Genomic DNA, 26,002 nt, shown 5'->3' on the forward strand with positions numbered 1-26,002 from the left:
GGGACGGCTGCCGTCCCGCCTTCGCTCACCGCAGCTCGCTGCGCCCCACGACGGCCCCGGCGCGGTCGATGCAGATGACGTCCACCGCGACGGGCGCTCCTCGCAGGACCGACAGCGCCTGGTCCCGGGCGGCCACCGCGACGAGGTCACCCAGCGGCACCCCGGCCGCTGTGCACAGCTGCAGCGCGGCGAGGCCTGTGTTGGCGGCCTCGATCTCGGCCGCCAGTGCCTCGCTCGCGCCGCCCTGCCGTGCCAGCCGCGCCAGGAACGGCTTGTCGACCTGGGAGCGTCCCGAGTGCAGGTCCAGGTGGCCGGCGGCCAGCTTGGACAGCTTGGCGAAGCCGCCGCAGACGGTCAGCCGCTCCACCGGATGACGGCGTACGTATTTCAGCACCGCGCCCGCGAAGTCACCCATGTCCAGCAGAGCGATCTCCGGCAGGCCGTACTCGGCCACCACCGTCTTCTCCGAGGTCGAGCCCGTGCATCCCGCGACATGCCGGTGCCCGGCGGCCAGGGCCACGTCCACTCCGCGGCGGATCGAGTCGATCCAGGCCGAGCACGAGTACGGGACCACGATGCCTGTGGTGCCCAGGATCGAGATGCCGCCCAGGATGCCCAGGCGGATGTTCCACGTGAAACGTGCGATCTCCTCGCCGCCGTCCACGGAGACCGTGATCTCGACGTCGCCGGTGCCGCCGTGCTCCGCCGCCACCCGCGCGACATGATCGCGCATCATCTGACGTGGGACGGGGTTGATCGCGGGCTCCCCGACGTCGAGCGGCAGCCCGGGGAGGGTCACCGTCCCCACGCCGGGCCCTGCTCTGAACACCACGCCGGACCCGGCCGGCAGCAGCCGTACGGTGGACCGCACCAGAGCGCCGTGGGTGACGTCGGGGTCGTCACCCGCGTCCTTGACCACGCCTGCGGTGGCCGTCCCGTCGGCGAGCTCCTCCACCGCGAGCGCGAAGGCAGGGGTCTGGCCCCTGGGCAGGGTGATGGTCACCGGATCGGGAAAGTCCCCGGTCAGCAGGGCTGTGTACGCGGCGGTGGTCGCCGCCGTCGCGCAGGCGCCGGTCGTCCATCCCGGCCGCAGACCGGTGTGCTTGAGTTGGGCGGTGCGCCCGCCCTGCGCCTCACTGCTCATGGATGGACCGATCCGATGCCCTTGCACATACTCGTCCTCGGCGGCACGACGGAGGCCCGCAGGCTCGTGGAGTCGCTGGTGGCCGTGGACGGGATCCGGTTGACCAGCTCACTCGCGGGACGCGTCGCCCGGCCGAAGCTGCCGCCCGGCGAGGTGCGGGTCGGTGGCTTCGGCGGAGCCGAGGGCATGGCCGAGTGGCTCCGCGCACACCATGTGGATGCGGTCATCGACGCCACCCATCCCTTCGCCGGAACGATCAGTTTCAACGCGGCCTCGGCCGCCACCGCTGTCCATGTTCCCCTGCTCGCTCTCCGACGGCCCGGCTGGGTGCCCGCAGAGGGCGACCGGTGGCACTTCGCCGACTCCCTCGCGGGTGCTGCGGGGCTGCTTCCCGAGCTGGGGTCGCGCGTCTTCCTGACCACCGGACGGATGGGTCTGGCGGCGTTCGCCGCGCTGGACGCCCTGTGGTTCCTGATGCGCTCGGTGGACGCCCCCGACGCCCCGCATCCGGCGCGGATGGAGGTTCTGCTGGACCGCGGACCGTTCTCCCTGGAGGGCGAGCGGAAGCTGATCCGGCGGCATCGCATCGACGTCCTGGTCACGAAGGACAGCGGGGGTGACGCGACCGCCCCGAAGCTCACCGCCGCCCGCGAGGCCGGGATCCCGGTGGTGGTGATCGAGCGCCCACCGGTCCCACAGGGTGTGCCGGTGGCCGGGACGCCGGAGGAGGCCGCCGCCTGGTTGCGGGACCTGGTGGGCCCGGGCGCCTAGACGCCCGGAGCGGCGGGCCCGCGTGCCCGGGCGCCGGGTACGGGGGAGCCGGGCAGGGTCCGGGCCGTACCGGCGTGGGGAGCCGTACCGAGCTGGGTCGTACCGGCGTGGGGAGCCGTACCGGCGTGGGGGCGGGGCCGGTCGCGGAGGGCGTCCGCTCCGTCGATGCCGGAAGGCGGTCGCCGGTCCGCGACGCCCGACTGTCAGTGGCCGTCGCTAACGTTTTCGGCAGACCCACCCGCCGGCGTCCGCACCGCGCGTGACGCACTCTCAGGAGCACTTCATGCAACCGACGTTCGCCGACTTCTCCGCCTCGCCGGTCAACGCGTCCAACGCCGGGATCAGGTACCGCCACTGCCATGAGGCGTCGTCACATCTGGTGATGGGCGCCGACGCGAGCACCGAGCTGGACTTCGAGGTGGACGGCCAGGAGCGGATCGCCGAGGTGACACTCAAGGTCACCGCGCTGGTCTCCAAGCTGGGCCGATCCCCCGGGTACGCACCGGTCGACGTGCTGGTGAACGGGAAGGCGCTCGTGCAGGGATTCACCGTGCCCGGCGGTGGCGACCTTCCGCAGGACAACGTCTTCGCCGTCCCCGGTGCCCTCCTGCGGCCGGGTACCAACACGCTGGAGATACGGACAGCCGCCGACGCGCGCAGCATGCTCTGGCTCCACCGCGTCACGCTCGACTCCGTGTACGAGCGCGGCCGCTCCGAGCGCGCGATGGCCGCGGAAGCGGCCCGTGACACGGTCTTCGTCTACACGACGGAACGCCGTCCGCCCTTCACCTCGTCGTGGCGGCCGGGCCCCCGGCTGCTCTTCCACGTCGACCGGGGCGAGCAGTCACTGCCCGCCCAGCTGGGGTGGCGCGGGCAGGACGGCGCGGAGTCGGCGATCAGCTTTCAGTCCAACATGTCCGACTTCCACGGCCACCACCGCGCCGCCGACGGCACGCTCGCCGAGTTCCGCGGCCGCGTCGTGGAGCGCGGCCCGTTCCCTGAGGGGACCGAGGGCGTCCGTGTGCACCGCTTCCTCACCGAGGAGGGGTGGGGCGGCGGCTGGCACACCTCCGGTGAGCTGAGGCTTCTGGTGGAGGACGGCTCCGGGCGGCCCGTGGAGCGGGTGACGTGGCGAGACCAGCGGGGCAACTCCGGTGTGGCCGCGCTGCGCATCGCCGCCGGATGCCCGGGGGCGGCGGCGGACGCGCCGGACGTCACCGAGGGGGCGAGGGTCGTCGAGGTCAGCGACGAGTACGAGGAGGCGGGGGAGGTCGCGGAGAACCTGCTCAGGGACTCACGGGCGAAGTGGCTGGCGGGCGAGTGCGAGGCCACCGTGGAATTCGCGTTCGACCGGCCCACCGCCCTCACCGGCTACACGCTGACGTCCGCCAACGACTTCCCGGACCGTGATCCCAGGGACTGGACCCTGTCGGGCTCGCAGGACGGCAACCACTGGACGGAGCTGGACTCCCGGACCGACGAGAGCTTCACCGGGCGCTTCGAGAGCAGGCGATTCCGTATGGGCGCCGCCACGGGTGCCTTCTCCCGCTACCGCCTCGACATCACCGGAAACGGGGGCGCGGACGAGATACAGCTCTCGGGTGTGCGGTTCGCCGGGGTCGCCGCAGACCATTTCAGCGGCTACTACCAGCGCTACAACGAGGGCCCCATCGGGTACCGGGGTACGGCCGTCGTCAGCCCGGACGACTCGGCGGAGCGCGAGCGGAACGCCCGCCTCGGTGCGGAGCTGGAGGAGGCGACCCGCAGCCTGGCCGAAGCGGCCCGGTCCGTCGGCCGGCTGGCCGACCTGTTCCGGGGCCGCTGACCCGGGCACTCGGCCTGGCCGAAGGCCCCGGCCCTGCCGGCGCCGCCAGGGGGCCGGGGCCAGCCGGGGCCAGCCGGGGCTGCTGCCCGGCAGCCGGGCCCGCTCGGGCTGTCCGGATGCCGCTCGGGCCGTCGGCCGGTCCCGCTAGGGCTTGTCCGTCCGGGCCGCCGTCCTGGTGCCGGGTCGCCGTCCTGGTGCTGCCCGTGCCCCGGCCCGGACGCGGCTCGGGCCCGGGCCCGGACGCCGCGCGTGCTGCCGGCCTGGATGCCGCTCGGGCTGCCGGTTTCCGGATGCTGCTCGTGCCCCCGGCCTGGATGCTGCTCGGGGCCCGCGGTCCTGATGCTGCTCGTGCCCCCGGCCTGGATGCCGCTCGGGCCCCCGGCCCGGATGCCGCCGGGGCCCCCGGCCCGGCGCCGCCCGGGCCCCCGGTCCTGATGCTGCTCGTGCCCCCGGCCCGGACGCGGCTCGGGCCCGGGCCCGAGCGCTGCCCGTGCCATCCGGCCCGGATGCCGCCCGTGCCCCCGGCCCGGGCGCTGCCCGTGCCCCCGGCCCGGCGCCGCCCGGGCCCCCGGTCCTGATGCTGCTCCTGCCCCCGGCCCGGACGCGGCTCGGGCCCGGGCCCGGACGCTGCCCGTGCCATCCGGCCCGGATGCCGCCCGGGCCACCGGTCCGGGACCGGCGCGGTTCGTCAGTCCTCCGGGTAGTGGCGCGGCGTCCAGACGATCTGCTCTCCGTCGCCCCGGCGTACCCACCGGGTCTGTGAGGACCCGACGATGAGGATCGTCCGCATGTCCACCTCGGCAGGGTCCAGATCGGCCAGCCGCACCGTCCGTACGCTCTCCGCCGGCCCGCCGACGTCGCGGCCGAGCACCACGGGTGTGTCCGGGGAGCGGTGCTCCAGCAGCAGGTCGCGGGCCTTGCCGACCTGCCAGGTCCGGCTGCGGGAGCCGGGGTTGTAGAGCGCCATCACCAGGTCGGCCGTGGCCGCGGCGCGCAGCCGCTCGGCGATGACCTCCCACGGCTTGAGCCGGTCGGAGAGCGAGATGGTGGCGTAGTCGTGGCCCAGCGGCGCACCCGCCCGGGCGGCCGCGGCGTTGGCGGCGGTCACCCCGGGGAGCACCCGCACCGCGATGTCCTTGTACGCGTCCTGCGAGGCCACTTCCAGCACGGCGGTCGCCATCGCGAAGACCCCGGGGTCGCCCCCGGACACGACGGCCACCCGGCGCCCCCGGCGTGCGAGGTCGAGGGCGAATTCGGCGCGCTCCGACTCGACCTTGTTGTCGGAGCCGTGACGCAGCTGGCCCGGCCGCACCGGTACCCGGTCCAGATACGTCGTGTAGCCGACCAGGTCGTCGGCGGCGGCCAGCGCCCCGCGTGTCTCGGGCGTCAGCCACAGCGGCCCGGCCGGCCCCGTGCCGACCACGACGACCGCACCGGAACCGGCGGCCGGCTCGGGCCGGGACGCGTCGATCCGGCTGGGCAGCACGGCGACCGCGAAGTACGGCACGGAGTCCGCGTCGGTGTCCGCGAGGTAGCCGGTCCGCTCGCCGGCCATGGTGGCGCGCTCGACGTACCGTGCCTCGGGCAGCCGCCCGGACGCCTCGAACGCACGGCGCACGGCGGGGAAGGTGCGGCCCAGCTTCATCACCACGGCGGAGTCCGTGGCCGCCAGACGTGCGGTCAGCTCCTCCTCCGGCAGCGTGCCGGGCAGGATGGTCAGTACTTCCTCGGCCTCGACGAGCGGGGTGCCGAGACGGGCGGCGGCGGCGCTGACCGAGGTGACACCGGGGATGACCTCGGTCTCGTAGCGGTCCGCGAGCCGCTTGTGCATGTGCTGGTACGAGCCGTAGAAGAGCGGGTCTCCTTCGGCCAGCACGGCGACGGTGCGCCCGGCGTCGAGGTGCACCGCGAGACGGGCGGCGGCCTCGGCGTAGAACTCGTCCAGCGCGCCCCGGTAGCCGCCCGGGTGGTCCGTGGTCTCCGTCGTGACGGGGTAGACCAGCGCTTCCTCGATGTGGTCGGCGCGGATGTGCTGCGCCGCGATCGAGCGCGCGATGGAGCGGCCGTGCCGGGCGGAGTGGTACGCGACGACGTCGGCCTCGCCGATTATCTGCACCGCCCGCACGGTCATCAGCGCCGGGTCGCCCGGGCCGAGCCCGACGCCGTACAGCCGCCCCGTGCTCCCCGTGTGCTGCTGCTCGGGCATGCTCACTCCTCCTCGCTGGCGATCGCGTTGAGGGCGGCGGCGGCGATGGCGCTGCCACCACGCCTGCCCCGCACGACGAGGTGTTCCAGCCCGGACGGATGGGCGGCCAGGGCCTCCTTGGACTCGGCGGCCCCGATGAAGCCGACGGGCACGCCGATGACGGCGGCGGGGCGCGGGGCGCCCTCCTCGATCATCTCCAGCAGCCGGAAGAGCGCGGTGGGCGCGTTCCCGACGGCGACGACCGCGCCCTCCATCCGGTCCCGCCACAGCTCCAGGGCCGCGGCGCTGCGGGTGGTGCCGAGCTTCGCCGCCAGCTCGGGAACGGTGGGGTCGGACAGGGTGCAGATCACCTCGTTGTCCGCGGGCAGCCGTTTGCGGGTGACACCGCTGGCGACCATGGCCACGTCGCACAGGATCGGCGCGCCGGACCGCAGGGCCGCGCGGGCGTCGGCCACCGCGTTCGGCGAGAAGGCGAGATCGCGTACGAGGTCGACCATGCCGCAGGCGTGGATCATGCGGACGGCGACCTGGCTCACGTCGGCGGGCAGCCCTGCCAGATCCGCCTCCGCGCGGATGGTGGCGAAGGACTGGCGGTAGATCGCCGGTCCGTCCTTCTCGTACTGATGCACAGTGCTGTCGCTTTCTTCATCTTCTTCGTCGAACAGGCCGAAGAGGTCGAACAGGGGGTATGCGTGGTGGTCAGGTGCGTGCGCCCCGGGCCGCTGCCACGGCTGCGGCGAGCGCCACCGGGTCGTCCCGTACGGTCGCCGTCCCGGTGGCCAGGTCCCCCCGCACGTGGGAGATCCGGTGTCCGTCGGGGGTGGCGACCACGTCGATCCACTCCCCGTGCGGATGCCCGCAGCGGCGTTCGCACCCGGACCAGTACACAGGGAGCCGTCCGGCCGGTCCGACGGCGGCCCCCGCCTCGGCCCGTACGTCCGCCAGCGACTTCGCGCAGCCGGGCCGGCCGATACAGGCCCCGACGCCGACCCACGGGGAACCGGGGCCGGTGATCAGACCGGCCTCGGCGAGACGGTCCAGCAGGCTGCCCGCACGGGCGCGCCCGATCCCGGTGACGACGACCCCGCGCCAGGGGGTGAGGCGCAGTTCCCCGGCGCCCGACAGCAGCCGCCACTGAGCCGGGTCCAGCCGTCCCAGCGGTACGCCGACGGACAGCGCGTACTCGCCGGGGGTGCCCTGGACGGGCCCGGGGGCGGGGGGACGGGCTTCGAGGGGGCGGTGAAGCCGGTCCGGTGCGACGGCGACACCTGCCTGCCGCAGCCGTCGGCCGACCTCGGCGGGCAGCGCGGCCGCGGCGTCGGCCGGCAGGTCCTTCACCCGCCAGGCGCCGGTGTCCCGGGCCGCGTCGAGGAAGGCGTCGGCAGCGGACAGCGCGGCGCGGGGTCCGTCGGTGGCGTGGACGCGGAGGACGGCGTCGCCGTCCCCGATGCGGAGGAGGGCGCCGCCGTCACCGTGGCCGATGAGGGTGAGGTCGGCGCCGAGGGCGTCCACGTCGCCACGGCCGTCGTCGAGTGCGAACAGGAAACGTCCGGAGAGCGCCGTCGCGCTGTCACTTCCGCAGAGGAGGCGGTCCAGTCCGGTCAGCCAGGGCCGGATGTCTGCCGCGCCGAGGCCGTCGAGACCGGAGAGCGGGGACGCGACCACGTTGCGTACCCGTTCATGACGGGCGGAGGGCAGCAGTCCGGCCTCGTCGAGCAGACTCGCAAGCTCCGTACCGCAGTCCGGCGCGAGCCCGCGCAGCTGCACGTTTCCGCGGGAGGTGAGATGCAGCTCACCGTCACCGAGGTGCTCGGCGGCCCGTCCCAGCGCCACTGCCTGGCGGGGCGTCAGCACCCCGCCGGGTATGCGGATCCGCGCCAGCGCACCGTCGTCCGCCCGGTGCAGACGCAGCGCGCCGGGGCAGGCGTCGCCGCTGCTCCGGGCACACGCACCGCCCGCGGGTGAGGTCGTAAGGGGGGAGGCGGACATGGCGGCGAGCATACCGACCGTGACCGTGGCGCACCCCTACGGTCACTGTGACCTACGGGACACCCGCTGCCGCAACGGTCAGGGCGGGGGCCGTCTGGTCAGGACCCCCCTCCCCCCGCCTAGGATGCCTAGCGGCGGTCCGTTCGGTCCGCCATCGCCAGACGGCGACATGGGGAGGAAGCCCGGTGAGAATCCGGCGCGGTCCCGCCACTGTGAGCACGGCCCACCGGCCGTGCGAGTCAGGAACTCCCTTTTCCAGGCTCTCGGCCCCGCCCGAGCAGCCGATCCGACACTGCCCGGGGCGTGGACACCCCGAGGAGGGCTGACGCCGCATGATCCTGCTCCTGTCGACGTCCGACACCGACCTGCTGAGCGCCCGTGCCTCGCAGGGACCGGTGAGCTACCGCTACGCCAACCCCTCCCGGCTCTCCCTCGACGACCTCCCGCAGCTGCTGGAGGGGACCGACCTGGTCGTCGTACGCCTCCTCGGTGGTGTCCGCGCGTGGCAGGAGGGGCTGGACCAGGTGCTGGCCACCGGCCGGCCCGTCGTCGTGCTGACAGGTGAACAGGCCCCCGACGCCCAGCTGATGGCCGCGTCGACCGTGCCCATCGGTATCGCCGCCGAGGCGCACGCCTACCTCGCGCACGGCGGCCCCGCCAACCTGGAGCAGCTCGCGCGCTTCCTCTCCGACACGGTGCTGCTCACCGGACACGGCTTCGAGCCGCCGGCGCCGGCTCCCGCGTGGGGCCCGCTGGAGCGGACCGCCAGGGACGTCACCGGGCCGACCGTCGCGGTGCTCTACTACCGAGCCCACCACATGAGCGGGAACACCGCGTTCATAGAGGCGCTCTGCACGGCGGTGGAGGACGCGGGTGCCCGCCCCCTCCCGCTGTACGTCGCCTCACTCCGCACCCCCGAGCCCGAGCTCATCGACGAACTCCGCGCCGCGGACGCCATCGTGACGACGGTTCTCGCCGCGGGCGGCACCAAGCCCGCCACCGCGTCGGCCGGGGGCGACGACGAGTCCTGGGACGCGGGGGCACTCACGGGTCTGGACGTCCCGGTCCTCCAGGCGCTCTGCCTCACCAGCCCGCGCGCCGCGTGGGAGGAGAACGACGAAGGCGTCTCCCCGCTGGACGCCGCCACCCAGATCGCCGTTCCCGAGTTCGACGGGCGTCTGATCACCGTGCCGTTCTCCTTCAAGGAGATCGACGAGGACGGTCTGCCCGCGTACGTCGCCGACAGCGAGCGGGCGGCCCGGGTCGCCGGCATCGCCGTACGCCACGCCCGGCTCCGTCACATCCCGGCCGCCGAGAAGCGGATCGCGCTCGTCCTGTCCGCGTACCCGACCAAGCACTCCCGCATCGGGAACGCCGTCGGCCTCGACACCCCCGCCAGCGCCGTCGCCCTGCTGCGCAGGCTGCGCGAGGAGGGTTACGACTTCGGCCCGGTGGAGGAGATCCCGGGCCTGGTCTCGGGCGACGGTGACGAGCTGATCTACGCGCTCATCGAGGCCGGCGGCCACGACCGGGAATGGCTCACCGAGGAGCAGCTGGCCCGCAACCCCGTCCGCATCCCCGCCGCCGACTACCGCCGCTGGTTCGCCACGCTGCCCGCCGAGCTGCGTGAGGCCGTGGAGGAGCACTGGGGCCCGGCGCCCGGCGAGATGTTCGTCGACCGGTCCCGCAACCCCGAGGGCGACATCGTGCTCGCCGCACTTCGCCGCGGCAATCTGCTGATCCTCATCCAGCCGCCGCGCGGCTTCGGCGAGAACCCGATCGCGATCTACCACGACCCGGACCTGCCGCCCTCGCACCACTACCTGGCCGCGTACCGCTGGATCGCCGCGTCCGCCGACGACAACGGCTTCGGTGCCGACGCGATGATCCACCTCGGCAAGCACGGCAACCTGGAGTGGCTGCCCGGCAAGAACGCCGGCCTCTCGGCCGCCTGCGGCCCCGACGCCGCCCTCGGCGACCTGCCGCTGGTCTACCCGTTCCTGGTCAACGACCCCGGCGAGGGCACCCAGGCCAAGCGCCGCGTGCACGCCACCCTCGTGGACCACCTCGTACCGCCGATGGCGCGCGCCGACAGCTACGGCGACATCGCCCGCCTCGAACAGCTCCTGGACGAGCACGCCCAGATCGCCGCGATGGACCCGGCCAAGCTCCCGGCCGTCCGCGCCCAGATCTGGACCCTCATCCAGGCCGCGAAGCTCGACCACGACCTGGGCCTGGAGGACCGGCCCGAGGACGAGGGCTTCGACGAATTCATCATGCATCTCGACGGCTGGCTCTGTGAGATCAAGGACGTCCAGATCCGCGACGGCCTGCACGTCCTGGGCGGCGCTCCGGCCGGCAAGGACCGCGTCAACCTGGTTCTCGCCGTCCTGCGAGCCCGGCAGATCTGGGGCGGCACGTCTTCGCTGCCCGGCCTGCGGGAGGCGCTCGGCCTCGACGAGTCGGCGGCCACCCGCACCGCCGCGGACGAGACCGAGGAGAAGGCCCGCGCGCTCGTCCAGGCGATGGACGACGCGGACTGGGATCCGGCGGCCGTCGCGGGTGTGGCCGAGGGGCACCCTCAGGCCGTGGCCGACATCCTCGACTTCGCGGCCCGCGAGGTCGTGCCCCGCCTCGCCGCGACCACCGACGAGCTCGACCACGCGGTCCACGCGCTGAACGGCGGCTTCGTCCCCGCAGGCCCGTCCGGATCCCCGCTGCGCGGCCTGGTCAACGTCCTGCCGACCGGCCGCAACTTCTACTCCGTCGACCCGAAGGCCGTCCCCTCCCGGCTCGCCTGGGAGACAGGCCAGGCCCTCGCCGACTCGCTCCTGGAGCGCTACCGCGCCGACAACGGCGACTGGCCCACCTCCGTGGGCCTGTCCCTCTGGGGCACCAGCGCGATGCGCACCGCGGGCGACGACATCGCCGAGGCGTTCGCCCTGCTCGGCGTCCGCCCTGTCTGGGACGACGCCTCACGCCGGGTCACGGGCCTGGAGGCCATCCCGTACGAGGAGCTCGGCCGTCCCCGCATCGACGTCACGCTGCGCATCTCCGGCTTCTTCCGCGACGCGTTCCCGCACACCATCGGCCTGCTCGACGACGCCGTACGCCTGGCGGCCTCCCTCGACGAGCCCGCCGAGCGGAACTTCGTACGCGCCCACACCCAGGCAGACCTGGCCGAACACGGTGACGAGCGGCGTGCCACCACCCGGATCTTCGGCTCCCGGCCCGGTACGTACGGCGCGGGGCTGCTCCAGCTCATCGACTCCCGCGACTGGCGTACGGACGCCGACCTCGCCGAGGTGTACACGGTGTGGGGCGGTTACGCCTACGGCCGTGAGCTGGACGGACGTCCGGCCCGGGACGAGATGGAGACCGCTTACAAGCGGATCGCGGTGGCGGCGAAGAACACCGACACCCGCGAGCACGACATCGCGGACTCGGACGACTACTTCCAGTACCACGGCGGCATGGTCGCGACCGTGCGCGCGCTGAAGGGCACCGCCCCCGAGGCGTACATCGGCGACTCGACCCGTCCGGAGACGGTGCGCACCCGCACGCTGGTCGAGGAGACGTCCCGGGTCTTCCGCGCCCGGGTGGTGAACCCGAAGTGGATCGAGGCGATGCGTCGCCACGGCTACAAGGGCGCCTTCGAGCTCGCCGCAACAGTCGATTACCTGTTCGGTTACGACGCGACGACGGGTGTGGTCGCGGACTGGATGTACGACAAGCTCACCGAGACGTACGTCCTGGACCCGACGAACCGCGAGTTCCTCCAGCAGGCCAACCCGTGGGCGCTCCACGGCATCGCGGAGCGCCTTCTGGAGGCCGAGTCCCGGGGCATGTGGGCGAAGCCCGACCCGGCGGTGCTCGACGCCCTGCGCCAGGTCTTCCTGGAGACCGAGGGCGACCTGGAGGGCGAGGACTGAGGCAGGACACCGGCCGGAGAACCCTCCGGCCGGTGTTCCGCCGTCCTGCGTTGCCGCCTCCGCCTGCCGGGTCCAAGCTTGTTGGCATGGGTGACCGAGCAGGCAGTACGCCGATCACCGTCCAGCACGCGTTCCGCTTGATGGAGGCAGCGGGGTCGCACGAGGGCGGCGCGCCCGCCGAGCGGCTGGCGCGGGATGCGGGGCTGCCGATGGACACCGCCCACGAACTGCTGTGGACCCTCACTCAGGACGGCTACCTCCGCCGGCTCGACGACGGCGGTTTCGTCCTGGGCGACAAGCTGAACGAGGGGCACTCCGCGCAGGACCTGCTCAACCGGGTCCGCCCGGCCCTGGCCTCGCTGCGCGACGATCTCTCCGCTGCCGCCTACCTCACCTTCTACGAGGACGGCGAGATCCGGATCGCCGAGATCGTCGACGGCCCGAAGGCTCCCAAGGTCGACCTCTGGGTGGGGTTCAAGGACGCCGGGCACGCCACGGCCCTCGGCAAGTGCGTCCTGCGCGAGCTGGACGACGAGGCACGCCGCGACTACCTGGCACGGCACGCCCTCGCGGAGCTCACACCGCGCACGATCACCCACCGGGACGAGCTGATCCGCCAGCTCGAGTCGTCGAATCCGGCACCGGTGGTGATGGACCGGGAGGAGTACGACCTCGGCACGACGTGCATCGCGGTGCCCGTCCACGGCGGCGAGAAGCTCGGCTCGATCGGTGTCTCCTTCCGGGCCGACCGGATGTACCGCACCAGACAGGTCAGGGAAAGCCTGCTGGCCTCGGCGAACCGCGTGAGCAGGGACCTCGCCCTCGATTTCTGAGCACCGTCCGACGCGTTCTGAGCACCGTCCGACGCGGGCCGGCCGGTGCTGAGCGGCGACTCGGATGTTCGAAAACCTCGGTGCGGCCGCCGGTATCTCTCTGCGAGCATGCCGGGATGGTCCACAGCCTCGAACCCCTGGTCATCCGGCACACCCACCGCCTGCCCGCTCCCTCAGGTCCCTCGGGCCAGGGTGATGTGACAGCGCGTCAGTTCGACTCGGCGCTGATGTCCGTGGGCTTCAAGCTCTCGGTGGACCTGCTGGACCGCCTGTCGGGGCTGACTCCGGAGGCGGTCGCCGGCATCGCGGCCCGGACCCTGGACACCGTGCGCGTGATGACCGGCGAACACGTCAGGCACAACGCCTACTTCATCGACTTCCCGGCCAACGTGCCCGACACGTTCGACTTCTGGATGCGGTGCATCACCGAGGCGCTCGCCGACGACACGGCCCGGGACGGCGTCCTCGCCCAGCTCCGCGACGGTGTGGTCGACCTGCTGACCCTTCCGTCGTACGGCAACTACCGGCACACGTACGCCGAGATGCTCGCCGCCCACGACGAGCTGATCGCCGCCGCGGGCGACCGGCTGACGGTCCTGCATCTGGGAGGCGGCCGGGAGGAGGAGGTCACGGCCCTGTACCTGGCCCTGGCGGGCAGCACCACTCCGCTGGGCGACGAGGGGCTGGCGGACCTCCGCGCGCTGGCGGGGCACTGCGCCGAAGGACCGCAGCCCGAGGCGATCCCGGTCCGGGAGAACCGCGCCGTGGTCAACGGCGCACGGCTCGGCGTCGGCGCGGAGCTCCTGCTGGACACGGTCACCGATGTGCTCCGCCTGGCCTGCGCGCTCTCGGGCGGCGATGTGACCCTGGTGGAGCCGACCCGGTTCCGCTCGCTGCCCCGGCCGGTCCGCCGCACCATGATCGCCGGACTCGATGCCCTGGTAGCGGCCTCACCCGCGAAGCTCGCCGACGTCCTCCCGCACCGGGAGGCGTTCAAGCGGCTCGGCGAGCGGCTCCACCCGCACGAGTACCCGGGGCGGCCGCACGCCGCCGATGTCTTCTCCGTGGCCCGGGGCGAGAAGGAGGCCCGGTCCTTCGACAGCCGTGTCGAGGAACTGCTCGGCGCGGACGACGTCGCCGGGGCCGTGAAGCTGCTGACGGCCGCACCGGGCAAGCTGTTCCGGTCCCTGGACCGCCTGCTGCGCTCGTGCCTCACGCAGGACGAGCGTGACGCGGTCGTCGAGGCCGCCGAGCAGGTCGCCCCGAAGGTCTCCGGCCGGGTCCTGCTGTCGGTCCGTGAGCACCTCCAGAATCGCGCGCGCGAACAGGACCGCACACGAGGACAGAACCGCACGCGGGGAGCCGGCGAACCGGCTGGACGGCGCGTCTTCGTCAACCGGCGCGGGCGCGGCTGGGTCACCACCGACACCCGCGCATCCGTACCGCCGCGCGAGCGGGAGCGCCTGATCGAGGCTCTGGACGCCGAGACGCGCCGCCGGCTCCCGGATCCGGGGCACCTGCTGATCGACCCGGCCGTCCTCGACGTCGCGCTCCCGCTCAGCGGCAGGGCGACGGCCGCAGGCCTCGGCGTGCTGCCCCGCGGTTCGGTGTCCCCGGTCGACGGCGAACAGCTGCGGTTCTTCGTGCACTGGAGGCAGACGGAACACAGCACCGACTATGACCTGTCGGCGCTGATGCTGGACGCCGGCTACGACACCCTCTCGTGGCTGTCGTACACCGCGCTCAAGAAGGTCTCCGGAGTGCACTCCGGCGACATCACCGACGCACCCGCGCCCGGCGGTGCCTCCGAGTTCATCGATCTGCGCCTGAAGGCCGTGGAGGGCACCTTCATCGTCCCGCAGGTGAACATCTACTCGGGGGAGGGCTTCGAGGAGGTGGAGGAGTCGTTCTTCGGTTTCATGCTGCGCGAAGCCGAGCAGCGGGGCCGTCCCTTCGAGCCGCGCACCGTGCGCATGAAGTCGGAGCTCCGCGGCCCGGGGAGGGTCGCGCTGCCGCTGGCCTTCATACGCGGCGGCGACGGCCGGTGGCGCGCCAAGTGGCTCCACCTGTACCTCCAGGGGAGCCCGAACGCAAACAGGGTCGAGGAGAACCGGGTGTCCGTAGCCACCCTGGTGCGCGGCATCGTCGAGCGTGAGCAGCTCACGGTCCGCCACCTCACCGGCCTCATGGCCGGCCGGGCCACGTCCACCACGCTGTGGGACGGTACGACGGTCCCCGACGGTCCGGTCACCTACATCGGCTTGGAACGCCCGGACGGGCTGCACCCGGATTCCGTGATCGTCACCCCGGAAAACCTGCGTGCCCTCATCCCCGCCTGACTGCTAGCGTTGGCCGCGGCGAGGCCATGGACGGGCTTCCTTCTCACCACTCTTGCTGTTAGCCCCTCCGCTTTCCTCGCCGTCGACGTCACGCCGGGGTGCCCGACAGGCACCCCGGCGTCGTCATGTCGGCCGTGCCCCGGGGTGGATCCACAGGTACCGGGGAGCTTCGGACCGGACCGGCCGGAAGCGGTTCCGCCGGCACCGGGGAGGCGCTGACCGGACTCTCCCGGGGTGGTTCCGCCGGCACCGGGGAGGCGCTGACCGGACCGGTCAGGAATCAAGAAGCGCATGAAACGCGAGCGCCATAACTTCGTTCCATGCCTTCCATCACATCCGTCACCCTCGAGGTGGCCGACCCCACCGCCGCCGAAAAGTTCTACGCCACCGCCTTCGGCCTGGGCACCGAGCTGCGCTTCCGTGCCTCGGACGCGCCGACGGCCGGCTTCCGAGGCTTCACGCTGTCGCTCACGGTCCCCCAGCCGTCCACCGTCGACGGATTCGTCGATGCGGCCCTCGGCGCCGGCGCCACGCCGGTGAAGCCGGTCACGAAGTCGTTCTGGGGCTACGGCGGCGTCGTACGGGCGCCTGACGGGGCGCTGTGGAAGATCGCCACCTCCGCGAAGAAGGACAAGGGCCCGGACACCCGGCAGATCGACCGCTTCGTGCTCCTGCTGGGAGCCGAGGACGTCCTCGCGAGCAAGCGGTTCTACGTCGGACACGGCCTCACCGTGGGAAAGAGCTTCGGCCGCAAGTACGTCGAGTTCGAGACCTCGTCGAGTCCCGTCACGCTGGCGCTCTACGGCCGTCGCGCCCTGGCCAAGGACGCAGGGGTCGCGCCCGACGGGACGGGATCGCACCGGCTCGCGCTCGACAGTGACAGCGGCCCCTTCACCGACCCCGACGGCTTCGAGTGGGAGAAGACGTCGGGTTGAGATGTACCCGCGAATCCCGGTGCCCGTCCGCCTGTTGAGCGGAAAGCGGTGGGCAACGCCGGGGCGGCGTGGCACCATCGCGCACGTGACGAGCAGACCCACCGAGGCGCAGCACCTGCGCGACCTGGCGCTGCTGCGCCGCGTCCGCGACCGCATGGACCGGGAGTACGCGCAGCCGCTGGACGTCGAGGCGCTCGCCCGAGGGGTGAACATGTCGGCAGGGCACCTGAGCCGTCAGTTCCGGATCGCCTACGGCGAGTCGCCGTACGGCTATCTGATGACCCGGCGGATCGAGCGTGCGATGGCGCTGCTGCGTCGTGGGGACCTCAGTGTCACCGAGGTCTGCTTCGAGGTCGGCTGCTCGTCCCTGGGGACCTTCAGTACGCGCTTCACCGAGCTGGTCGGCATGCCCCCCAGTGCCTACCGGCGCAGGGCGGCGAGCGGGTCGGCGGGAGTGCCACCGTGTGTGGCGAAGCAGGTGACGAGACCGATCAGGAATCGAGAAGCAGGCGCCACCGAGCCGCCGCTAGCGTGAGCGCCATGGACATCACCATCAATACGAGCGTCCTCCCGCACGACGACCCGGACGCAGCCCTGGCCTTCTACCGCGACGCCCTCGGGTTCGAGGTCCGCAGCGACGTCGGAACCGGCACGATGCGCTGGATCACGGTCGGCCCGGCCGACCAGCCCGGCACATCCATCCTCCTGGCTCCGCCGGGCGCCGACCCGGGCATCACCGAGGACGAGCGCCGCACCGTCGTCGAGATGATGGCGAAGGGGACCTACGGCTGGATCCTCCTGGCCACGAAGGACCTCGACGCCACCTTCGAGAGACTTCAGGCCGGCGACGCCGAGGTCGTCCAGGAGCCGACCGAGCAGCCGTACGGAGTGCGTGACTGCGCGTTCCGCGACCCCGCGGGCAATCAGATCCGCATCCGCGAACTGCGCTGAACCCTCCGCGCCGGTGAAGTGCCGGTGACCCGCGTTCCATGACTTCGAGAGGCACCTGCTGGTGGACGGTGGGTGCCCCGAGAGGGGGTGGACGGCCCAACTCCCCTCGTCTGAAGGCTCGTCGGACTGCTCCGTGGGGCCTGGGTTTTGATCACAAGAGTATGACGAAGTCCTATTAAATTCCGAACTACCTTCACGGAACCTTCACTTGGTGCCATGCTGCTGCGCCTGAGGTCAGAACCAGCAGATGGAGCACAGCACATGTCCGAGACGCAGCCCAGCACGAGCGTTCCCAGTCCGACCGGAGGTGCCGTCGCACCCGCCGGCCAACTGCCCGGGCAGGCCATGAAGCGCCGGGGACCGGTCGCTGTGTGGCTGGGACTGACCCTCATCACCCTCGGCATCTACCAGCTGGTCTGGTACTACAAGATCCACAACGAGCTGCAGGAGTTCGACCGGCGCCAGACCCTGAAGCCGGCCGGCAGCATGCTGGTCCTGCTCTTCCTGGGGTGGACGGTGATCGCTCCGCTGATCTCCTTCAAGAACACCGGGCGGGCCATCGCGAACGCCCAGCGCGCGGCCGGCCTGCCGGTGACGTGCAGCCCGGCCACGAGCATGTGGCTGATGTTCGTCTTCGGCCTGAACGTCTGGTACATGCAGCGTCAGCTCAACCTGGTCGTCGACGCCTACCCCGGCGCCGCTCCGGGCACCCAGGTGACCCTGGCCGGCTGAGCGTCGTCCCGCGCACCAGGCCGGTCATGCGTGGCCGGTCAGGGCGACGGCCCATGGTGGCCACCGTTCGAAGGCCCTCGCCGTTGCCGGCGGGGGCCTTCCACGCGTCGGCTGCCGGTCGGGCGCTACCGGCAGCACCGCGTCCGGGCCCTGCTGGTGCCTGAGGCCCGCCACGGTGCCGTGACCCGTCAGGGGTACGGCACCGCAACGTCCAGCCCGCATCGGCACGGTCGATGGCGCGTGAAGTCGCCCGCCTCTGTGGGCGGGCGCCCCCATCGCCGCCGTCCACGTGCCGCTCGACCGCTGTGTCTTGTCGTTCAGGCGGTTGTTCCACTTGCACGTCCTGCGATCCCCGGCCGGCTCGTGACGCTGCTTCGCAGCGACCTGGGTGACGACGCCTCGGCATTCGCCACGCGCTGCTTCGTCACCGGTGGCCCGGCCGCCACAGGGACCGCTCTGTCCGGGAGGCGGAGCCCGGGCCTGGGCGTGTCACCACGCGCCGATGACCTCCGACTGACGTGCTACGGGTGAATCTGCGGGCATCGTGATGCGCCGGGCGCCGTGCACCGGCACTCTGCTGGAGGTGAGGAGCAGCGGGGGATGGGCCGGTGAGAGGGCCGCGGCCTCCGCAACCGGGGCCGCGGCCCCGCAGACGCAAGTCGAAGGGGGCCGCCTCGATGACATCCGGTGGAGCAGGGCCGTCCGGTCAGGCACGTGCGACGGGCAGGCCGACGGCAGGTGCGCGGTCGGAGGTTCCCGTCCCGCCGACTGTTCCGGTGCAGCCGAGCCGCCGCCCGCCCGGTGAGGGACGGCAGCGGTCCGTACCTCGCCACGTCGCGTGCGTGATGGACGGGAACGGCCGATGGGCGCAGAAGCGCTCCCTGCCTCGCACGTCCGGGCACAGCGCTGCGGAGACGACGGTGATCGACGTCATCGAGGCGGCGCGATCGGCGGGGGTCGAGTGGCTCAGTCTGTACGCCTTCTCCACCGAGAACTGGCGACGCCCGGGCGAGGAGATCGACTTCCTCATGAGGCTGGTACGCCGCGTGGTGCGCAAGCACGCGGCGCTGCTGCACGCCCGCGGCATCCGCTGCCGGTTCCTGGGAGCCGAGGACCCGAGGATCCCCGCCTCCCTGGCCCAGGACTTCGCCGACCTGACGACACTGACCGAGGCCAACCGGGGCATGACGCTGACCGTGGCCTTCGACCACGGCGGGCGCCAGGACATCGTGACGGCGGCACGGTCCCTCATCCGCGCAGGGGTGTCCGCCGACGCCGTCGACCAGGCGCGCTTCGCCGCGCATCTGCCCGTCCCCGACATGCCTGACGTCGACCTCGTCATCCGTACCTCGGGCGAACAGCGCATCTCCAACTTCATGCTCTGGCAGGTCGCCTACGCCGAGTGGGTCTTCCCGCCGGTGCTCTGGCCCGATTTCCGTGCGCCGCACTTCCTGGAGTGCCTGCACGACTACCGGAACCGCGACCGCCGCTTCGGCGGCGTGACACCGCAAGCGAACGGAGAGCCCGAACGGTGAAGGACACGGACAGCAGCGGCTCCATGCGGACCGGCCCCGGCCCCACGGGCCCGTCCGAGGGGCCCGGCCAGGAGGCCACCGAAACGCCTGCCGAATCCCTGTTCGGCCCAGGGTCGCAGTTCCACCGCTTCTTCAACGATCCCCGCTGGGCACTGGCCGTGGTCAGGGCCACGGTGCTGGAAGCCGCCCACCCGCAGATCGGCGCCGCACTGGCCGACAATTCCTCCTTCGTCGTGCACCCGTGGCGACGGCTGCGCAACACGCTGGTGAGCCTGCAGCGCATGTTCGGAGCCGACGAGGACACACGGCTGCGGGAGGCGGCACGGCTCAACCGCCTGCACACGCGTCTGAGCGGCACGGATGCGCGGAACCGGCCATACGACGCGATGGACCCCGAGGTGCGGGCATGGGTGGTCGCGACGCTCTTCGAGAGCTCGGTCACCATGTACCGGCTGAGCGGGGAGCCCCTGGACCAGGACACGATGGAGCAGCTCTACGCCGAGTTCCGGGCCTTCCTGGCCGCCCTGGGGGACGAGGCGGGCCACCTCCCGTCCGGTCTGCCGGAGTTCTGGCAGTATTTCGACCGGATGGTCGCGGAGGAACTGCAGAACACCGAGGCCCTGCGCATCATCCTCTTCAAGCTCTTCGAGCACCTGCCGGCGCCGCCGCTCTTCGCAGGCCTGCCCACGATCTGGGCGACCGGGCGGGCTCTGGCCGGTCCGGTCATCGGCACCGTCACCGTGGCTTCCCTTCCCGAGGTGTTCCGCCGCCGGGCGGGGCTGCCGGAGGTTCCCGGCGCCCAGACGCTGATGCAGAGCGCCTACATCGCCGCCCGTCTGGCCCGAGCCCTGCCCGACAACTGGCTCCAGGCCGAGAACGTCGTGAGCCTGCTCCAGCTGTCGCCGGGCGGCGACGGCCCCCACGCCGAGACGCTCGCAGCTCTGCGCGGCCGGATGAAGCGGGCCGGCGCACTGCTCCGGCTGATCACACCGTTACCGGCCCAGCAGGACGGTACGAGTGGCACGGACGGCACGGGCGGTGCGAGTGGTACGGGCGGTGCGGGCGGGACCGAGAACCGGCGCAGTGCCCGCGAGTTCTTCGCCGAGGTGCTGGACCAGACGGGGGACGGCTGGCTGGACTGGCCCGACCTCGCCGCCATGGCGCGGGAGCTCTGCTCCCGTCTCGACCTGGACGAGCCGGAGGAGACCCGGCTGTACGACGCGTTCGCCGCGTGGTGGAGGGAACTCCAGGCGGCCCTGGACAGCGACGGTGACGGCCGGGTGAGCGAGGAGGAGTACGCGGCGGCGGTCCCGTCCCTGGCAGGACCGGCGCTGATCCGGGTCGCCGAGGTCCTCTTCGCCGCCACCGATGCGGACGGCGACGAGTACATCGACGCCGAGGAGTACCGGGCCCTGTTCAGGAGGGGCTTCGGGCGATCCGTCGTGGACTCCGAAGGGCGTGTCTCCCAGGCGGCGTTCGTGCGGGACTTCCTCTCCTTCATGTCAGGCCGTCAGCGCTCGACGCCCTACGACCCGCTGCTCTCCGACGCGTAGGAGAGCGGACCGGACGGCCACCGCGCACCGGTTCGTACACCGCGCCGGTAGCGCGGCTCCCCGTCACCTTCTCGGCGGCCCCGGCGGCCCCGGCGGCCCCGGCGGCCCCGGCGGCCCGGTCGCGTCTGCGGACCGGAGCCGGGACGGGGCCGGATCCCGGGCGCCGCCCGTGAGCCCGTGGAAGGCGGGTACGCGCCGTGCCGGTTGCCCCAGGTGGTGCCGTACTCGACCGCGGTGCCGGTGCGATGCGTCGGGCAACCGGCCTCGACGGATCACGCGCCCGGCCGCAGCCGCGCATCAGCTCCGACGTGAAGCCTCGGATACGGCGGCCGCGCAGCTGCTCAGGCGCGCAGCCGCTCAGGTGCCGCGTGCGCGCAGAATTCCCTCGACGCCCAGGAGGAAGGTCTCGGCGATCAGTTTCGGGTCGAAGAGGCAGCCGGCGGCCATGGCGCCGTCGCGGAGCATGACAAGGTGCCGGCCGGCTTCGTCGGCGGGTTGGTCTCCCACCTGCGCCAGCAGCTCGGTGACGGTGTCCAGGAACCACTGTCGGTGGGCCAGGACGGCTTGGTGGATGGGGTGTGCGGGATCGGGGTACTCCGCTACGGCGTTGAGGAAGGCGCAGCCGCGAAATCCGGGGCTTCGAATGCCGTCGGCGATGAACAGGCCGATCGCCCGGACCGCGCCGGCCGCCGACTGCTCGCCTGCCCGGGCGGCCCCGACCCCTGTCCGGATTCCCCGGTCGGCCTGATCGAGGTAGGCGAGGACGAGTTCGTCCTTGCCGGTGAAGTGCCGGTACAGCGTGGCGCGGGTGACCTGCGCCTCCGCGATGATCCGGTCGACGCCGACGGAGTGGATTCCCTCGGCGTAGAAGATTCTGGTCGCAGTGTCGAGCAGCCGCGCCCGCGCCGCCGACGTGCTGCCCCCTCCCGTGCCCTCACTCATGAGTTCAGACTACCCCAGGCATGAGGGAGAACGTTCGGTCTTGACAGCGCCGGCTCCGGCCTCTTTCATATCCAATGAGACCGAACGTTCTCCCTCACGATGAGGGGGCGTTCCTGGTGGCCTCCGTCGCGCCTTCCCTGGGAGGCGTCTCCACGTCACCGAGCCGACGGTGGCTGCTGGGGCGTCCGATCGCGGAAGCACGGGGGTGCGCCGCCACCGTGACGCGGCCGGCCGGTCTCAACGGGCCTCAACCGCCCTCGACCCGTCTCACCCGTCCATCCCCGTCTGTCCGAGAGGAACTTCCGTGGACACCCTCGTCGGTACCGCTCCCACCAGCGTTTCCGCTGCTCTGCGCAAGCTGTACTTCCTGCGCTTCGTGTTCGCCGCGGTGTGGGCAGCGCTGCTGTTCGCGACCGCCGACGCGCTGGATCCGCTCACCGTCACGCTGCTGGTGATCTATCCCTTGTTCGACGTGGCCTGCGCCGTCGTCGACATCAGGTCCGCCCGGGCGAACGACCGGCCGGTGCGCGGTCTGTACGTGAACATCGCGCTCAGCGCCCTCACCGGCATCGGCCTCGCAGTCGCCGCCACGTCCGGCATCCCTGCTGTCCTGCGGGTCTGGGGCGTCTGGGCCGTCACCGCGGGCATCGTCCAGCTCGTCGTGGGCGCCGTCCGGCGTCAACTCGGCGGCCAGTGGGCGATGATCGCGAGCGGAGCCATTTCCACGCTCGCCGGCGCCTCGTTCTTCGCCCAGGCGGACAAGGACGGCGCCTCCCTGAGCAACCTGGCCGGCTACGCCTTCCTCGGCGGCGTCTTCTTCCTCGTGTCCGCCCTCCGCCTGGGACGTGTCCGCAAGGCGTGACACGTCGTCTCGACGGTGGCCGGCGCCGACCGGAACCAGGGCCTCGGGCCGCCTACGTCGAGGACCCCCGCAGCGAACCGTGGGGGTCCTCGACGTGACGCCCGGTGAGAGCGATTGCGGGGGATACGGGATCCGAACCGTGAAGGGCTGCCCTCCACGCGCTCGCCAGTCGGGCCGGCAGGGCCGCCGAACGGCAATGGACGCCGGTGAACGAAACCAGCGGGACGGCCCTGCGGGGGAGTCGGGAACGTCGGCGGTCCGAGGAAGCACCGAGACCTGGCTCGTCCTCCCGTCCGGCTACTCGGGAAACGGGCCGCGGACGGAGACGCCGCCGTCCAGCACGATCTGCTGACCGGTGACGTAGCGCGCCTCGTCCGAGGCCAGGTAGACGGTTGCGGCGGCCACCTCGTCCGACGTGCCGTAGCGGCCCGCCGGGATCTCAGGGACCCATTCGTCGGAGGGGCCTGCGTTGACGGCGGTGCTGATCGCCCCACCTGCGACGACGTTCATACGGATGCCGTCCGCCGAGTACTCGGCAGCGACGGTCCGCGCCAGGCTGTACAGGCCCGCTTTGGCGGCGCCGTAACCGGCTTGCTTAGGCGCGGCCATGAAGCCGGTGACGGAGCCGATGCCGACGATGTTCCCGCCCGTGCCCTGCTTCAGGAACAGCCGCAGTACGTGCCGCACCGCGCGAGCCACGTAGCGCAGGTTCACCTCGTAGACGGTGTCCCAGTCCTCGTCGGCCATCTCGTGCAGCTTGACCGCGGGTACGAACGCCACCTGCCCACCCACCACCGTGACCAGGACGTCCAGCCCGCCGAGCCGTTCGGCCGCTCCGTCGATCACGCCTTCGAGCTGCTCGAGGGATCGGACGTCACCGCTCAGCGCATGGGCGACGTGTCCCGCCGCCACCAACTCGTCCGCCGCCCCGGCTGCCCGTGCGGCATCGACGTCGACCACCACCACCGCCGCGCCGGCTGCCGCACAGGCGCGGACGATGCTCCGGCCGATCCCCGCCCCGCCACCCCCGATCACCAGAACCCGCTTGCCGTCGAGCCTGCTCAACCCGGCCATGTGCCCTCCCCCGTCATCAAGTTGCCCAAGGCTATCGACGCGACGTCGTCCGAGGGGATCAGGGACTGAAGAAGTCGCGGAAGGGACAGCGGTGACCTGGAGTGGCAGGCCGTTGAGTGGGCATCTCCCCGCCGAGGCAGGCCTGGTGGGGCCGGGACGAGATCCGGCTTTGCCGACGCGAGTCATCAGTACCTCGTCCCTGTCGCGCGGCCGGAGGCGGGGACGCGTCACCGCGGGCCCGGCCGAAAGCAGTTCGCTGCGAGGGGCCGGCGGCACTCGGCACGTGACGTGGTGTTCGAGCGCTGTGAACGAGACCGGTCGCCGTGACCCGATCCCGTCGGGGCCGGCGCGCTTCCTCAAGGCCTTCGGGGGCCGGTCACCGCGAGGTCGCAAAGCGGGGCGGCGGTGACGTGCGGCCGGGCCCTGGACCTGGCGGGCGCCGATCGGTTCACTCATCGATCGCTGATCCGGGACCCGCAATCTGGGCCACGCCCCTGGAAGAACCGGACCGCGAGGGTCCGGAACGTCCACTCTGCTGCGAACCACAGGAGTCGCTGTGACAACCCTGATCCCCGGTTTCACCGAACACCGCGTACGAGTCGACGACGGCGTCACTCTGAACGCCGCCGTCGGCGGCGCGGGCGCGCCGGTCGTCCTGCTGCACGGCTTTCCGCAGACCCACGTGATGTGGCGGCACGTCGCTGCCGACCTCGCCGCCGACCACACCGTGATCTGCCCCGACCTGCGCGGTTACGGTGCCAGCGACAAGCCCGCCGAGACCGGCCCCGAGGTCTACTCCAAGCGGACCATGGCCCGGGACATCGTGCGTCTGGCCGCCGAGCTGGGGCACGACCGCTTCACCCTGGCCGGTCACGACCGCGGCGCCCTGGTCGCTTTCCGCGCAGCGATGGATCACCCGGGCACCGTCACCCGCGCCCTCTTCCTCGACGTCCTGCCCACCCTCGACATGTGGGACGCCCTGCACGGGGTTCCCGCCGCCGTCGGCTTCCACCTGTACCTGATGGCACAGCCCCCCGGCCTGCCTGAGGAGATGATCCGGGCGACCGCCGACACCTTCTTCGCCTACTTTCTCGACGACTGGACCAACGACCCGGACGCCATCCCCGCCGGCGTTCGAGCCCACTACCTCGCCGCATCCGCGGCGGCCGTGCCCTCCATCGTCGCCGACTACCGCGCCTCGGCCGGCGTGGACGTGGACCATGACACCGTCGACAAGGAGGCGGGCAACCGGCTGGCCATGCCGGTGACCGTGCTCCAGCAGGACTGGGGCGTCGCACTCGGTTACCACGCCCAGGGCTTGTGGAGTGGATGGGCCGACGATCTGCGGCACCGCACGGTTTCCTGCGGCCACTTCATGGCCGAGGAGGATCCCAAGCTCATCGCCGACGAGATCCGGGCGCTCACCGACCGCTGAGCGAGCCCGCCGATGCCCCTCTGCCTCCCGACCCGAAGCCCGGGCCGAGGGAGGGGGAGGGGCACCCGGAGAGAGGTCGCCGCCTCAGGCCGCCGCGTACCTGGCCACCATCGTCAGAACGGCCTCGTCGACCACACGCTCGACGGCCGCATCGTCCGGAGCCCAGTGCGGCAGGAGCATCCGGGGCCAGAACGCGTAGTTGGAGATCATGCCGAGGAACTGGGTGGCGGCCAGCTCGGGATCGTCCAGCACGACGGTGCCGGCGTCACGCTCGGCCTCCAGATAGCGGCGCACCGAATCGAAGTAGGGCATCTTGCCGCGGTTGAACTGCGACTCGGCCAGCTCCGGGAAGCGCGGCAGTTCGGCGATGACGATCCGGAACAGGTCGGCCATGTCCGGACGGGTGAGCAGGGCGACGTATCGCCGGCCGATCAGTGTGAGGCCGACGCGGGGGTCGCCGGGCGTCGGGGTTTCCTCGTCGCCCTCTCCCGTCCGCCAGGAGGCGTTGACGATCGCGTCGAAAAGCGCGGCCTTGGTCGGGAACTGCTTGAACAGGGTCGCCTTCGATACGCCGGCCGCCTCGGCGATCTTGGCCAGCGACGCTGCCCGGGCTCACCGGACCGCTTCTTCACGCGGCTTCTCCGGTGCCGTGCGCTCCAGAGCAGTGACGCGGGCCCGGTCAGCCGCGCTTGTCGCCGTGGATGCAGGAGAAGGTGAAGTCCCTTCTTCGTCGCGCAGGTGCCACAGGCATGCAGCAGGGCGGGGTCAGCGCCGAACGGTGCAGGTCACCGGTCGAAATCCAGCGACAGTCGCCATTCGCGCTGAGTAGGCTCTGCGAGCCCCTAAGTGACCCCTGTGCCTCATGGGGGCGGGGTTACGTTTCCAGGGGGGATCGTATGTCTCAACTATCCGCATATGGCCGACGTCTCAGACGTCACAGGGGG

At 72.1% G+C, this 26,002-nt stretch carries 20 protein-coding genes and 1 riboswitch; of the genes, 13 read left to right on the forward strand and 7 right to left on the reverse strand.

Annotated elements, in window-relative coordinates; all coding sequences use genetic code 11:
* Positions 1-25: 25 nt before the first annotated feature.
* Positions 26-1,144, reverse strand: a complete 1,119-nt coding sequence (locus HED23_RS00755) for a cobalt-precorrin-5B (C(1))-methyltransferase (protein WP_203181531.1) — start codon at positions 1,142-1,144, stop codon at positions 26-28.
* 15 nt (positions 1,145-1,159) lie between these two features.
* Here HED23_RS00755 and HED23_RS00760 point away from each other — a divergent pair, with 15 nt between their 5' ends.
* Positions 1,160-1,915 carry a cobalt-precorrin-6A reductase gene (locus HED23_RS00760; protein WP_203181532.1) on the forward strand — a complete coding sequence of 252 codons (756 nt, stop codon included), beginning with the start codon at positions 1,160-1,162 and terminating at the stop codon, positions 1,913-1,915.
* Positions 1,916-2,198: 283 nt separating this feature from the next.
* Entirely contained in the window at positions 2,199-3,740 is a 1,542-nt protein-coding gene (locus HED23_RS00765) for an alpha-1,2-mannosidase (RefSeq protein ID WP_203181533.1), read from the forward strand.
* 688 nt (positions 3,741-4,428) lie between these two features.
* Here HED23_RS00765 and cobJ read toward each other — a convergent pair.
* The 3 genes from cobJ to HED23_RS00780 form a co-directional block, all read right to left on the reverse strand.
* Positions 4,429-5,946 carry a precorrin-3B C(17)-methyltransferase gene (cobJ, locus tag HED23_RS00770; RefSeq protein WP_203181534.1) on the reverse strand — a complete coding sequence of 506 codons (1,518 nt, stop codon included), beginning with the start codon at positions 5,944-5,946 and terminating at the stop codon, positions 4,429-4,431.
* A 2-nt stretch (positions 5,947-5,948) separates the two neighbouring features.
* A complete protein-coding gene (locus HED23_RS00775; protein ID WP_203181535.1) occupies positions 5,949-6,575 on the reverse strand; it encodes a precorrin-8X methylmutase in 627 nt (208 codons plus the stop codon).
* Between the two features lie 70 nt (positions 6,576-6,645).
* Positions 6,646-7,947 (reverse strand): nitrite/sulfite reductase, encoded by a 1,302-nt coding sequence (locus HED23_RS00780; protein WP_203181536.1) that lies wholly within the window; start codon positions 7,945-7,947, stop codon positions 6,646-6,648.
* Between the two features lie 162 nt (positions 7,948-8,109).
* A riboswitch (cobalamin riboswitch) is annotated at positions 8,110-8,184 on the forward strand.
* Between the two features lie 83 nt (positions 8,185-8,267).
* Here HED23_RS00780 and cobN point away from each other — a divergent pair.
* The 9 genes from cobN to HED23_RS00825 all read left to right on the forward strand — a co-directional run bounded on the left by cobN (position 8,268) and on the right by HED23_RS00825 (position 20,745).
* Positions 8,268-11,867: a cobaltochelatase subunit CobN gene (gene cobN, locus HED23_RS00785; protein ID WP_203181537.1), complete on the forward strand. Its 3,600-nt coding sequence runs from the start codon at positions 8,268-8,270 to the stop codon at positions 11,865-11,867.
* A gap of 86 nt (positions 11,868-11,953) precedes the next feature.
* Complete coding sequence (locus tag HED23_RS00790) at positions 11,954-12,700, forward strand: IclR family transcriptional regulator (RefSeq protein ID WP_203181538.1); 747 nt, start codon at positions 11,954-11,956, stop codon at positions 12,698-12,700.
* Between the two features lie 116 nt (positions 12,701-12,816).
* Complete coding sequence (locus tag HED23_RS00795) at positions 12,817-15,039, forward strand: TerD family protein (RefSeq protein ID WP_203181539.1); 2,223 nt, start codon at positions 12,817-12,819, stop codon at positions 15,037-15,039.
* A gap of 320 nt (positions 15,040-15,359) precedes the next feature.
* Complete coding sequence (locus HED23_RS00800) at positions 15,360-15,974, forward strand: glyoxalase (RefSeq protein WP_203181540.1); 615 nt, start codon at positions 15,360-15,362, stop codon at positions 15,972-15,974.
* A gap of 85 nt (positions 15,975-16,059) precedes the next feature.
* A complete protein-coding gene (locus HED23_RS00805) occupies positions 16,060-16,509 on the forward strand; it encodes a helix-turn-helix transcriptional regulator (protein WP_203181541.1) in 450 nt (149 codons plus the stop codon).
* 5 nt (positions 16,510-16,514) lie between these two features.
* Positions 16,515-16,925: a VOC family protein gene (locus HED23_RS00810; protein ID WP_203181542.1), complete on the forward strand. Its 411-nt coding sequence runs from the start codon at positions 16,515-16,517 to the stop codon at positions 16,923-16,925.
* Between the two features lie 261 nt (positions 16,926-17,186).
* A complete protein-coding gene (locus HED23_RS00815) occupies positions 17,187-17,657 on the forward strand; it encodes a DUF4234 domain-containing protein (RefSeq protein ID WP_203181543.1) in 471 nt (156 codons plus the stop codon).
* A 677-nt stretch (positions 17,658-18,334) separates the two neighbouring features.
* The gene (gene uppS, locus HED23_RS00820) at positions 18,335-19,192 is read left to right on the forward strand and encodes a polyprenyl diphosphate synthase (protein ID WP_203181544.1); all 858 of its coding nucleotides are present in this window, start codon (positions 18,335-18,337) and stop codon (positions 19,190-19,192) included.
* Between the two features lie 23 nt (positions 19,193-19,215).
* On the forward strand, positions 19,216-20,745 hold the full coding sequence (locus HED23_RS00825) for an oxygenase MpaB family protein (protein ID WP_203187301.1): 1,530 nt from the start codon (positions 19,216-19,218) through the stop codon (positions 20,743-20,745).
* Positions 20,746-21,102: 357 nt separating this feature from the next.
* Here HED23_RS00825 and HED23_RS00830 read toward each other — a convergent pair whose 3' ends face one another.
* Positions 21,103-21,687 carry a TetR/AcrR family transcriptional regulator gene (locus HED23_RS00830; protein ID WP_203181545.1) on the reverse strand — a complete coding sequence of 195 codons (585 nt, stop codon included), beginning with the start codon at positions 21,685-21,687 and terminating at the stop codon, positions 21,103-21,105.
* A 304-nt stretch (positions 21,688-21,991) separates the two neighbouring features.
* Here HED23_RS00830 and HED23_RS00835 point away from each other — a divergent pair, with 304 nt between their 5' ends.
* On the forward strand, positions 21,992-22,549 hold the full coding sequence (locus tag HED23_RS00835) for a hypothetical protein (RefSeq protein ID WP_203181546.1): 558 nt from the start codon (positions 21,992-21,994) through the stop codon (positions 22,547-22,549).
* 297 nt (positions 22,550-22,846) lie between these two features.
* Here the strand turns inward: HED23_RS00835 and HED23_RS00840 are convergent, their stop codons facing one another.
* Positions 22,847-23,623, reverse strand: coding sequence for an SDR family oxidoreductase (locus HED23_RS00840; protein WP_203181547.1), 777 nt, complete (start codon positions 23,621-23,623; stop codon positions 22,847-22,849).
* 556 nt (positions 23,624-24,179) lie between these two features.
* On the opposite strand from HED23_RS00840, the gene HED23_RS00845 reads away from it, so the two are divergent.
* A complete protein-coding gene (locus HED23_RS00845; RefSeq protein WP_203181548.1) occupies positions 24,180-25,058 on the forward strand; it encodes an alpha/beta hydrolase in 879 nt (292 codons plus the stop codon).
* 84 nt (positions 25,059-25,142) lie between these two features.
* Here the strand turns inward: HED23_RS00845 and HED23_RS00850 are convergent, their stop codons facing one another.
* Positions 25,143-25,655: a TetR/AcrR family transcriptional regulator C-terminal domain-containing protein gene (locus tag HED23_RS00850; RefSeq protein ID WP_203187302.1), complete on the reverse strand. Its 513-nt coding sequence runs from the start codon at positions 25,653-25,655 to the stop codon at positions 25,143-25,145.
* Positions 25,656-26,002 lie beyond the last annotated feature (347 nt).

This window comes from Streptomyces pratensis (genome assembly GCF_016804005.1).
GTDB classification, from domain to species: domain Bacteria; phylum Actinomycetota; class Actinomycetes; order Streptomycetales; family Streptomycetaceae; genus Streptomyces; species Streptomyces pratensis_A.

Excerpts from the sequence above, each read along its gene's own strand:
- HED23_RS00755 (WP_203181531.1), bottom strand. The coding sequence starts at position 1,144 with ATGAGCAGTGAGGCGCAGGGCGGGCGCACCGCCCAACTCAAGCACACC.
- HED23_RS00760 (WP_203181532.1), top strand. The coding sequence starts at position 1,160 with ATGCCCTTGCACATACTCGTCCTCGGCGGCACGACGGAGGCCCGCAGG.
- HED23_RS00765 (WP_203181533.1), top strand. The coding sequence starts at position 2,199 with ATGCAACCGACGTTCGCCGACTTCTCCGCCTCGCCGGTCAACGCGTCC.
- cobJ (WP_203181534.1), bottom strand. The coding sequence starts at position 5,946 with ATGCCCGAGCAGCAGCACACGGGGAGCACGGGGCGGCTGTACGGCGTC.
- HED23_RS00780 (WP_203181536.1), bottom strand. The coding sequence starts at position 7,947 with ATGCTCGCCGCCATGTCCGCCTCCCCCCTTACGACCTCACCCGCGGGC.
- cobN (WP_203181537.1), top strand. The coding sequence starts at position 8,268 with ATGATCCTGCTCCTGTCGACGTCCGACACCGACCTGCTGAGCGCCCGT.
- HED23_RS00790 (WP_203181538.1), top strand. The coding sequence starts at position 11,954 with ATGGGTGACCGAGCAGGCAGTACGCCGATCACCGTCCAGCACGCGTTC.
- HED23_RS00795 (WP_203181539.1), top strand. The coding sequence starts at position 12,817 with ATGGTCCACAGCCTCGAACCCCTGGTCATCCGGCACACCCACCGCCTG.
- HED23_RS00800 (WP_203181540.1), top strand. The coding sequence starts at position 15,360 with ATGCCTTCCATCACATCCGTCACCCTCGAGGTGGCCGACCCCACCGCC.
- HED23_RS00810 (WP_203181542.1), top strand. The coding sequence starts at position 16,515 with ATGGACATCACCATCAATACGAGCGTCCTCCCGCACGACGACCCGGAC.
- HED23_RS00815 (WP_203181543.1), top strand. The coding sequence starts at position 17,187 with ATGTCCGAGACGCAGCCCAGCACGAGCGTTCCCAGTCCGACCGGAGGT.
- uppS (WP_203181544.1), top strand. The coding sequence starts at position 18,335 with ATGACATCCGGTGGAGCAGGGCCGTCCGGTCAGGCACGTGCGACGGGC.
- HED23_RS00825 (WP_203187301.1), top strand. The coding sequence starts at position 19,216 with ATGCGGACCGGCCCCGGCCCCACGGGCCCGTCCGAGGGGCCCGGCCAG.
- HED23_RS00830 (WP_203181545.1), bottom strand. The coding sequence starts at position 21,687 with ATGAGTGAGGGCACGGGAGGGGGCAGCACGTCGGCGGCGCGGGCGCGG.
- HED23_RS00840 (WP_203181547.1), bottom strand. The coding sequence starts at position 23,623 with ATGGCCGGGTTGAGCAGGCTCGACGGCAAGCGGGTTCTGGTGATCGGG.